Genomic DNA, 10,891 nt, shown 5'->3' with positions numbered 1-10,891 from the left:
AGGCAGGTTCTTTACGTGTTACTCACCCGTTCGCCGCTAAGTTTTTCTAGTGCAAGCACCAGAAAAACTTCGCTCGACTTGCATGTATTAGGCACGCCGCCAGCGTTCGTCCTGAGCCAGGATCAAACTCTCCAAATAAATTTGTTAGCTTGATTAGCTCATTAAAAAGTTTTATAGTTTCTTTTTAAAACTGTCCTTTTTTGGAATTAACGTTGACTTAATTCGTTTAGTTTTCAATGTTCAAAATAATGGAGCGGGTGATGAGAATCGAACTCACAACATCAGTTTGGAAGACTGAGGTTTTACCACTAAACTACACCCGCATTATTTAATTTTTTTTAATCTCAAGTGTTTCTTCAACACTTAAATTATTTTATCATTTTTAGAAGTCTTTGTCAAGAACTTTTTTTATTTTTTAAAAGTTTTTTTTCGAAGCAGTGCTTCGTTTTAAGACTTTATTAGTTTAACATTATTATTTTGTTTTGTCAAGAGTTTTTAAAAATTTCTTAACATTTCTTTTTAATTAATGTTTGATTGTTCGTCTTCTCTATCAGAAGACTTTTATTATTCTATCATCAGTTTTATATTATGTCAATAGAAAATGAAAAAAAAGTTTAGAAAATTTCATTTTTTCTATTTCTAAACTTTTTCTTCTATAAAATAGTCTTTTTTATTTTGTTGTTTGTCTATGAACTATTCTGTAAGGTAAATTCATCTCTTTTTCTTGAGCTTTTAATTCTGCTAGCTCTTCTTCATCAATTTCTTCACCTTTACGTTTTGCTTTTTCTATATCTATAATTTTAGTTAAGACACGCATAGAAACTGCACCTATGTCAAAAATTGGTTGGAATACAGATGAAATTTTTGGTCTTGTCATGTTTATTAGTTTTGTGTTTTCTAGGGAAATAATTTGTAAATCACCTGGGATACTCATTCCAAGATCTAATGCTTGTTGCATTGTTGCTAAAGCAACTTCATCAAACATAGTAATTACCACTTCTGCATCAATATTACTTACGGCTTTGTATAGTTTATTACTTTCTTTGTATGTTCTATATCCATCTATAATATTTTGTGGTTTGAAGTCAACTTTCTCTGAAGCTAAGGCATCTTTATAACCTTTAATTAATCTTTGTGTTTTTTGACTTTCATATTTATCTATTATTAATGAGATATTTTTAACACCTTTCGCTAAAAATTCTTTTGTTACATCGTATGCTGCTTTTTCATAATCAATATTTACTGAATAAAACTCTGAATCAGTCCCTAAGTTTCCTGCTAATACTACTGGTATTTGAATATCTTGTAAATAGTTTTTAGAACTATCTGATAGTGAATGTCCTAAATAGATAATTCCATCTACTTGTTTACTCACAAATGATGCAAATATATTTTTCTCTATTTCTTGATCGTCACATGAGTTAGCTAAGATAATGTTATATTTATACATATTAGCTACCGATTCAATACCACTTACTATTTCTGCAGAAGATAAGTCTGCTATATCCGGTAATACTATACCTATTGTTGTTGTTTTTTTACTAGCAAGTCCTCTGGCAACAGCGTTAGGTGTGTATCTTAATTTTTTAATAACCTCTTGGACACGTAGTCTTGTATCTTCTTTTACATTAGGATTATTATTAACAACCCTTGATACTGTGGCCATCGATACTTTTGCTTCTTTAGCTACGTCATATATCGTTATTGTCATAGTCTTTCTCCTCTACTTTTTTATTGTTTATTTATTTTGTTAACTTTTAAAACCTTTTCATCCTTTTATATTGTAACAAATTTTTTAATATAAGTCTAGTAGTTGAAAACAAAATTTTTTATATTTTTTTATTTTCAAAAAACGTTTTCTTATTTATAAATATGCTATTTTCTTTACTTAAGTTTTATAAAAAAAAGAAGAATTAAATTCCTCCTATATTTTAAGGATTGAATCTAATTCTTCTATAATTTTTTATTTGAATTAAGCTTCTAAAGCAGCGTAAGCATTGTCTAAAGTTTCTTGTAATACTTTAGCAGAGTGTTGCATTTTAGCTGTTTCTTCTTCTGTTAAGTCTAATTCTACAACTTCACGAACACCGTCACGTCCTAAGATAGCTGGAGTACCGATGTATAATCCGTTGATTCCGTATTGACCTTCACAGTATCCACTTACTGCTAATTCTACGTTTTCGTCACGTAAGATAGCTTTAACGATTGTGAATAAAGCAAGACCGATTGCGTAGTAAGTAGCACGTTTACGGTTAATTACTTCGTATGCAGCACGCATAACTTTTTCTTCTACGTCAGCGAAGTCTTCTTTAGTGAATTTAGAAGTTTCTAAGAATTTGTCGAATTGTTTTCCGTAAACATTTACGTTACTCCATGCAGCAAGTTGAGTGTCTCCGTGTTCTCCAATGATGTATCCACGTACACTGCTTGGTGCTAATCCTAATCTTTCTCCTAAGATGTAACGGAATCTAGAAGAGTCTAAAGTAGTACCAGATCCAATGATTCTGTTTTTAGGGAATCCAGTGAATTTTTGTAAAGCGTTAGTTAATACGTCTACTGGGTTAGATGCGATAACGATAACTCCGTCAAATCCAGATGCTACGATTTGGTCAGACATATCTTTAACAACTTTCATGTTTTTGTCAACTAGGTCAAGACGAGTTTCACCTGGTTTTTGTGGAAGACCTCCAGCGATTACGATTACGTCTGCATCAGCACATTGTTCGTATCCACCTGAAGTTACTTTAATAGGTGGTACTAAAGCTCCACCGTGGTTAAGGTCCATTGCTTCACCTTCAGCTTTTTCAGCGAAGAAGTCGATTAATCCTAGTTCTTCACAAAGTCCGCTTGAATATAATTGATAAGCAAAGCTCATCCCTACCATTCCTGCTCCTATTAAAACAACTTTTCTATTTTTCGCTTTCATAAGAAAACCTCCATATATTATATATAATTTTAGATATTTTAAAGTAATTATTTTTACTATTTTATATTTATGAAACAAAATACTATAATATTTTTAATTAAAGTATAAATATCTCATTTCCTCTAGAATTATATCACATTATTGTAAAAAAAGAAAGTGTTTTTATCCCTTTGAATTATACTATCTTGTTATTAATCTAAACAATTTTTCATATATTTTTTCCAATTTATTATGTATTATTTCAACATTCTTTAAAACGTTTTCTTATTTTTGTATTCGTTTTTGCTTATACTTATATTATAAGATAATTTTTCAATTTTATTTTAATTTTTCTAAGAATACTATAATTATTTATTAAATTTCTTATTCTTGTACTATTATTTTTCTCTCTTCTGTACTTGTTGAATGTATATATACATGTTTTTAAAACTATTAGTTTTATTGTCCTGTATTATATATATAATAATTTTTGTTTCTTTTGTCTTTTTTTAAATTTAAGCTTTGTATTATAAAAAAGAGTAACTAAGCTCTACTATTTTCACAGAAATAGCTAGTTAGTTACTCTTATTTATTATTTTTCTATAATATTTCCTTTTGAACTACAGTGAATTAATGTCACTAGTAATACAGCTGATGTAGCTATTAATACGTATAGAGCTTTATTCCAATCTGAGATATCTCTAATATATCCTAATAATGGTGGGAATATTGCCGCTAATAAGTACCCTCCTGATTGTGCTAATCCTGAGATATCAGCCGCTTCACTTTCATTTCTTGATTTAGCTGAAAATAGATACATAACATATGAGAATGATCCTCCTCCAGCTAACGCAAAGATAACTATAAATGTTAGCATTAATACGAAGTTTCCACTTGTAGAAAGCATTCCAACAAGTGACACGATATATCCAATAGTAATTACTGTAGGGATAATTAATTTATTGTGTAATTTATCCGCTAAAATCGGTACTATAAAAGTAGATGGAAATTGAGCGAATTGACTAATTGATAATAATAGTCCTGCTGTTTCCGGTGAGAAATCTTTACTAATCATAATTTCAGCAAACCATGAAACACTACAGTAGAATAATGCAGATTGTAATCCCATACTCAACATAATCGTCCACATTTTAGAATATTTAAAATATCCATGTGCTTTTTCATGAGTATCTTTAACATCACTTACTACATTGTTTTTCGACAGCGCAGTATAAATAAAGATATTGATAACCGCAATCGCGATCCAAATATTCACCGCAAGTCCTGTTGAGAATTTCTCTCCACCAATATTTGTACTTAACAGTGGATAACTTATACCCGCAGCAACCGCAGCCCCTACATTCATAACAACTGCATAAAAACCAGTCATAACTCCTAGTTTTTCTGGGTAATATTTCTTAACTAATCCTGGTAATAATACATTACCTACTGTTATTCCTACTCCTACGATAAATGTAGTAAGGAAGAATACATAAGTATTAATATAGAACCTAACTCCTAAACCTACAGTAATAATTACCGCAGCTAATAATATAGTTTTTTCTAAACCTACTTTATTTGATAATTTAGCAACCATTGGACTAAATATTGCAAATGCAATTAATGGTATTGTTGTGATAAATCCAGCAACCGTGTTATTAATATCTAAGATAGATTTTAATGGTCCGACGATTGCACCTACCGCTGTAATAGGTGTTCTAAGGATAAGCCCTAAAAAGATAACACCTAGTAAAATTAAAATACTACTCTTTTTCTTTGTCATTGTTCCTCCTAATTTAACCTTGAAAAGGGAGTAACTCAAAAATACTGATTTTATATAAATCATATTTACAAAGTCACCCCCGTATAGTTAATAGATAAAAATTATTATTATCTTCTATAGTTTATCTATAAACCATTACGTTATAAATTTAATAATTGATCTTACGGATTTTTTTATTTCAATCCGCTTCCCCTATTTATTATTAGTAAGTTCTTACTGGTAAAATTAATTCAATAATTTCTCTGTGGTAATCACTTGGTTGAATAATAAACGCTGTTAGTTCCCCTGAGAACTTAACGATAATTTCTTCTGCCGCAACCGCAGATACCGCGTCTTTTAGATATTTCCCAGATACAGAAATTTCGAATTTTTCATCTTCTAATGTAGAAGAAACTTTTAATTCCTCTACTGCACTTCCTAAGTCTTTAGATTGAGAAGAAACTTCTAATAGATTATCAGTTACTACTAATTTAATAATATCATCTTTATCTTCTCTACTCATTAATGCAACCCTATCAACTGCACTAAAGAATTCTCTACTGTTCGCCACGAATGTACATTCAAAAACAGTAGGAATAAGTTTATTAGTATTTGGATAGTTACCACTAATTAATAATACTGTATAAACTACATTTTGGTAGTAAAGAACTATTCTATTATTTTCATAGAAGATTTCTACTTGATCTTTTCCATTTTCTATCATTCTTTGGAAATAAGTTAGAGCTTTTCTAGGAATAATTAAGTTAAACTCTTTGTTGCTATCTTCATCATTTAGTGTAACTTGTCTTCTACTTAGACGATATGAGTCAGTCGCTGTAGCTGTTAAGATTTTGTTACTTAATGAGAAGTTAACCCCCTCAAGAATAGGTCTTTGATCATTAGGTGCTGTACAGAATACTGTTTCTTTAATAATATCATTAAAAACATTAGCTTCTAATTTAAGACTGTTTTCTTTAGAGATAACTGGGAATTCTGGATAATCGTTAGCATCATATCCTTTTACGTTAAATTCACTTTTACCTGATTTAACTAAAATATTGTTACCAACTGTTTCTAGCTCTATTAAATCTGTTGGTGCTTTTCTAATTATTTCTATAAAATTACGAGAAGGTAATACTACTTGTCCTTCTTTTTCTATAGTAATAATTTCTTTATCATCTTCATAACTATCTACAGAATATTCTACAGATACTAAAGAATCACTTGCTTTTAGTATAAGTTTATCTTTTTCTAATTCTATTTTAATACCTTTTAAGATTTCAAAAAGAGAATTAGGGGCAATTACTCTTGATACGTGATTTAAGCCATCAAGAAAATTTGATTTAGTTATAGTAAATTTCATTTTTTCTCCTTATATATAATATATATTTAATAAAATAATAATAATAAGGCCTGTAAAAACTGTGGAAAACTAAAGAATACTCAAAAATAATGAATTTTCCCTTGTTAATAACTTGTGAAAAAACATATTAATATCTTTAGTAGATTTTAACAGCCTCTTATATTTTTCCTAAACGTTCTTTTATAACTTCTATATCTTCAAAAATCTCAGGATTTTCATCTTTGCTTAGTTTCGCTATCTTATTGAATGAATAAAGAATAGAAGTATGATCTTTATTAAAACAATCACCTATAGAAGGGAATGATAATGTAGTAAGTTCCCTACATAAGTATATAGCTATATTTCTAACCTGTACGACTTCTTTTTTACGAGAAGATGAAAGAATGTCATCAACCTTGATTTTATAGAAATCTGCACAAACATTAATAATATTCTCAGGTGAGATATTTTTTCTAGGTGAAGTTTTCGCGCTTTTTAGTATTTCCTCGGCAATACTAAGTGAAGGTTGTTCATGTTTAGAAGTTGCAGTGAACTTAATACGTTTAAGAACACCTTCAAGCTCTCTTATATTAGATGATACATTACTAGAAATATAAGTAAGTGTCTCTTCATCTAGTTTAATATCGAACTGTTCACATTTGAATTTAATAATTGCCATACGTGTTTCGAAGTCAGGTGGTGTAATATCCGCAGTTATCCCCTGACTGAATCTAGTAACTAATCTATCTTCCAAATCATTAAGTTGAGATGGAGAGCGATCACTTATAAGGACGATTTGTTTCTGATTCATCTGTAGTTCGTTAAATGTATGGAAAAATGCATTTTGTGTTTCAGTTTTACCTGATAAGAATTGAATATCATCGATTAAAAGAGCATCAACATCGCGGTATTTTCTTCTAAAGTCTTCATCCGCATTAGTATAGTTGTTTTTATCTTTCATCGGTTTAATAGAAGCAAGAAATTCATTTAAAAACTTCTCTGATGAAATACATTCAATTTTAAAATCAGGAAAATTAGCTTCCATTTCATTACCAATAGCGTGAAGTAAGTGAGTTTTTCCTAATCCAACACCTCCGTAGATAAATAGAGGATTATAGATACCACCAGGAGAAACTGCAACGTTCCATGCTATATTATGTGTAAAAGCATTACCTTCCCCTACTACAAAATTCTCAAAAGTGTAGTTTTTATTAAGCGTAGGATTCTTTTTACTCGCTGTAATATTTTTATTAGGGACAGGATGTTTATAGTCTTCTAGAGGAAAAGTTTGTTTTTGATAAAAATGTTGAGCTCCAGAAGGTTTATCACCTTGAAGAAAGTTCTGTCTAATTAGATTTTCAGCTGCTGGCTTTTCATCAACAACATGAGGTGTAATTAGAGGAATATCAGTATCAAGGGAAGTATAGTCTATATTAAAATCAAATCCAGTATTTTTCTTTAGTATTTCTTTTAATTTTTGATCATAAGCACCTTGAATAAATTGAGAAATAAGAGCTTCTTTACTAGTAATAACGATAGATTTTTTCATAAAATCGACGTTATCTATAGAAGCACCAGAAAACCAAGTATCAAATACATGAGGATCAACGGTACTTTTAAGTTCACGAAGAATAATTTCCCATAAGAAATTAGAATTACTCAATGAAATACCTCCTTAAAAAAATATATAAATAATTATAACATAGATTGTTAATAAAATAAAATATTAGTTATTCACAAGTTGTTAACAGAAGTTATTAACTATGTGAATAAAAAACTAAGAAAAAGCTGTGAATATGTTAAAAAGTAATAGAATATAAAAAGTATTTTATAAGTTTTGAGAGGTTTTTAACAAACTTTAAGATTGCTATTAATATAGTTTATAAGTTTTTCACACACAATTCACACCTGTGAATAACTTTTAAATGTGAAATTGTGAATAACTTGATAAATCTGTTAAAAACTTAAGAAAAAAGAAAATGTTTTCTATATGTGAATAAAGTTATTAACAAAAATATGTGGATAACTTATAAAAAACTGTGAAAAACTATAAAGAAGATATACTTAAATATTTTCTTATGCTTTTTACGGGAAACTAACAATTTTTCAACAGTATGAGTTTTTATGAATTGATGAAGAAAGTTATGCTTATAAATCATGAATAGTGATAAGATTTATTTAAAATATAGTATATTTACATCTGCCTATATTTTTTTTTTAGAAATTATGATGTTTTTACTTGATAAATTATTTTAGATATGTTAAACTAATTCAGTTATTACATCTATCTAAGTAAAGAAAAGAAAACTCGAGGAGGACAAAATGAAACGTACGTATCAACCAAATAAAAGAAAACATTCAAAAGTACACGGATTTAGAGCTAGAATGAGCACTAAAAACGGAAGAAATGTATTAGCAAGACGTAGAGCTAAAGGAAGAAAAGTTCTTTCAGCTTAATGTTTGCACAGAGGGTATCACGAAAGTGGTACCCTTTTTTTATTACTGAGTCCTAAAAAATAAGAAAGATAGTTGTAAAAAGTTAAATAAACTGTTAAAATATTAGTGTTAAGAAAGGTTTTAAAATGAAAAAAGAATATAGAGTAAAAAGAAGTCAAGATTTTGATAATATTATAAGAAAAAAACAATCTTTTGCGAATAGACAGTTTGTTATTTATTATCAAAAAAATAATTTAGACCATATGCGTTTGGGGATTTCTGTTAGTAAGAAATTAGGAAAAGCCTTTGAACGTAATAAAATAAAAAGATATATACGAGAAACTTTTAAAACAAGAAAAGAATTTGTTAAAAACTATGATATTATAGTGATAGCAAGACCTGGTGCTAAAGAAATGCCATTTTTAGAATTTGGCAGTAGCATCGATCATGTTTTAAAAAGATCAAAACTTATGAAAGCGAAGAGGAGTTAAGAATGGAAAAAGAATATTATTATGTTGGAATTACTGTAGATGAGGCTATTAAAAAAGGATTAAAAGACCTAGCTTTATCAGAAGATGCAGTAAAAATTGAAGTAATCGAAGGTGGTAGCGCAGGTATTTTCGGTTTATTCAAAAAAGAAGCAAAAGTAAAATTAGTTCCATTAGATGAAGATTATAATAAAGAAGAAGCTGTTGAATTAGCTAAAGCTACTAAAGAAGTAGTTGAAGTTGAGAAAGTAGCAGAAAAAGAACAAGAAGTTGAAGTTAAAACAACAGAAAAAGAAGAAGTTGTTGTAGAAAAAGTTGTAGAACAAGAAGTTCATGTTGAAGAAACAAAACCAGTAGTAGAAGAAACTGTTGTTGATGCTGAACATGATGAAGAACCAGTAAAAAAAGCTAAAAGAGAAGATTATATCGTAAAAAATAAAGATCGTATTGTAAATTATCTACAAAATATTGTAGTTGCAATGGGATATCCTGATGCGACAGTAGATTTTAGAGAAGATGGTAATCGTCACTTTACTTTAAATATTAAAACAGAAGAAAACACTAGTTTAATAATTGGTAAACGTGGAATAACTTTAAACAGTTTACAATTTTTAGTTAATAACTACGCTAAAAAATTCAGTTCACACTACTTCAGAATAGAAGTTGATTGTGATGATTACAGAGAAAATCGTAAGAAAACATTAGAAGAATTAGCGTTAAACTTAGCTAAAAAATCTAAAAAAATCGGAAAACCTGTTGAATTAGAACCAATGACAAGCATTGAAAGAAAAATTATTCACAATGCCTTAACAGGAATTAAAAATGTTGAAACAGAATCACGTGGTGAGGAACCACACAGATATTTAGTTATTACAGCTAAATAGGAGGCCTAATGAAGTCAGTATTAATAGTTGATGATAGTTCATATTATAGAAGTCGTGGAGCAGAAATTGTTAGTCTTGCAGGATATAAGTGTCATTTTGCAGAAAATGGCGAACAAGCTGTGAGAATGTATAGAAGGATACAACCAGATTTTGTAACGATGGATATTTGTATGCCGATAATGGATGGTTTAGAGGCGACGAAAGAAATTTGTACGAAGTTTCCTGGTGCAAAAGTGCTTATCTGCAGTAGTGTTGGCGAAGTACCTGTGTATAAAAGACAAGCATTTGCTAATGGCGCATGTGGTGTACTGCCAAAAGAGTATGATTTAGATGATTTAGAATTTGCGATTTCAGAAATAGAACTTATCAATGAGGAAAACTAGTTAATTTATTACTAACGTCCTTTCAATTTAATAATGTCAAAATAAGTAGTTTGGAGATTTACCCAGGCTACTTATTTTTTTGGCTCTTTGTCAAATTCGGGGCATGGAGAAAAACAGGAAATGAAATCTAGGCAGCATTTTGCTGCTTAGATTTTTTCTTGTTTTCTTTAAGCTTAATATTATTTTTATACTCAGAAACAAATAATCTAGACATAATTAAAATACGTAATCTGAAATTACTAAAGCTAGAATATCCATAAGATACTCTCTTTAGTAGTTTTATTTTATTATTAAATCCTTCTAATGGGCCATTAGAATACTTATATTTAACAGCATTAAGCATATACTCTTTGTGCTTTTTCATAGTATTTATAGCTTTAGATACACCTTTAGATAATCCTTTAGTGTCCATATCTATATACTTCTCTAATTCTACAGAATCTTTAGCCTTAATAGCTTCTCTTATCTCATGAACTCTCTCATAACTAGCTGTAAATTCAGCATCTATAGCTAATATATAATCTAATACCTCTTTTCTAGTTACATAGCGTTTAAAGCTTCTAGAATAGAATGTTTTTGTTGAATTTACTTTATCTCTATCTTCTAATATTACTTTCCAGAAGTTCTTTAGAATAGTGTAAGTAGAACCTTTTTTATTCTTATATTGATTCATTAGTTTTACTCTAGCTTT

10 protein-coding genes, 1 tRNA gene and 1 rRNA gene are annotated in these 10,891 nt (G+C 29.2%); 4 read left to right on the top strand and 8 right to left on the bottom strand.

Annotated elements, in window-relative coordinates:
- The 7 genes from O3801_RS08420 to dnaA all read right to left on the bottom strand — a co-directional run.
- Positions 1–138: ribosomal RNA gene (locus O3801_RS08420) — 16S ribosomal RNA — on the bottom strand; the annotation flags it as partial.
- A 111-nt stretch (positions 139–249) separates the two neighbouring features.
- Positions 250–323 (bottom strand) — tRNA-Gly (locus O3801_RS08415).
- 347 nt (positions 324–670) lie between these two features.
- Positions 671–1,711, bottom strand: coding sequence for a LacI family DNA-binding transcriptional regulator (locus O3801_RS08410; RefSeq protein WP_294683449.1), 1,041 nt, complete (start codon positions 1,709–1,711; stop codon positions 671–673).
- Positions 1,712–1,972: 261 nt separating this feature from the next.
- Entirely contained in the window at positions 1,973–2,926 is a 954-nt protein-coding gene (locus O3801_RS08405; protein WP_294683448.1) for an L-lactate dehydrogenase, read from the bottom strand.
- Positions 2,927–3,497: 571 nt separating this feature from the next.
- A complete protein-coding gene (locus tag O3801_RS08400) occupies positions 3,498–4,688 on the bottom strand; it encodes a CynX/NimT family MFS transporter (protein ID WP_371454665.1) in 1,191 nt (396 codons plus the stop codon).
- Positions 4,689–4,890: 202 nt separating this feature from the next.
- Positions 4,891–6,030, bottom strand: a complete 1,140-nt coding sequence (gene dnaN, locus O3801_RS08395) for a DNA polymerase III subunit beta (RefSeq protein ID WP_371454664.1) — start codon at positions 6,028–6,030, stop codon at positions 4,891–4,893.
- 157 nt (positions 6,031–6,187) lie between these two features.
- Positions 6,188–7,672: a chromosomal replication initiator protein DnaA gene (dnaA, locus tag O3801_RS08390; protein ID WP_371452545.1), complete on the bottom strand. Its 1,485-nt coding sequence runs from the start codon at positions 7,670–7,672 to the stop codon at positions 6,188–6,190.
- Positions 7,673–8,331: 659 nt separating this feature from the next.
- Here dnaA and rpmH point away from each other — a divergent pair.
- From rpmH to O3801_RS08370, 4 genes are all read left to right on the top strand, one after another.
- Positions 8,332–8,466 (top strand): 50S ribosomal protein L34, encoded by a 135-nt coding sequence (rpmH, locus tag O3801_RS08385; RefSeq protein WP_003144116.1) that lies wholly within the window; start codon positions 8,332–8,334, stop codon positions 8,464–8,466.
- Between the two features lie 125 nt (positions 8,467–8,591).
- A complete protein-coding gene (rnpA, locus tag O3801_RS08380) occupies positions 8,592–8,936 on the top strand; it encodes a ribonuclease P protein component (protein ID WP_371452544.1) in 345 nt (114 codons plus the stop codon).
- Positions 8,937–8,938: 2 nt separating this feature from the next.
- A complete protein-coding gene (jag, locus tag O3801_RS08375) occupies positions 8,939–9,817 on the top strand; it encodes an RNA-binding cell elongation regulator Jag/EloR (protein WP_371454663.1) in 879 nt (292 codons plus the stop codon).
- 8 nt (positions 9,818–9,825) lie between these two features.
- Positions 9,826–10,200, top strand: coding sequence for a response regulator (locus O3801_RS08370; protein WP_371454662.1), 375 nt, complete (start codon positions 9,826–9,828; stop codon positions 10,198–10,200).
- Between the two features lie 127 nt (positions 10,201–10,327).
- Here the strand turns inward: O3801_RS08370 and O3801_RS08365 are convergent.
- A partial coding sequence (locus tag O3801_RS08365; protein WP_371454661.1) for a transposase occupies positions 10,328–10,891 on the bottom strand: 564 nt, incomplete at its 5' end.

This window comes from Gemella sp. 27098_8_149, from assembly GCF_041433745.1.
Classification (GTDB): domain Bacteria; phylum Bacillota; class Bacilli; order Staphylococcales; family Gemellaceae; genus Gemella.
The sequence above is the reverse complement of the archived record's forward strand: the minus strand, read 5'-3'. Positions and strand labels throughout refer to the sequence as shown.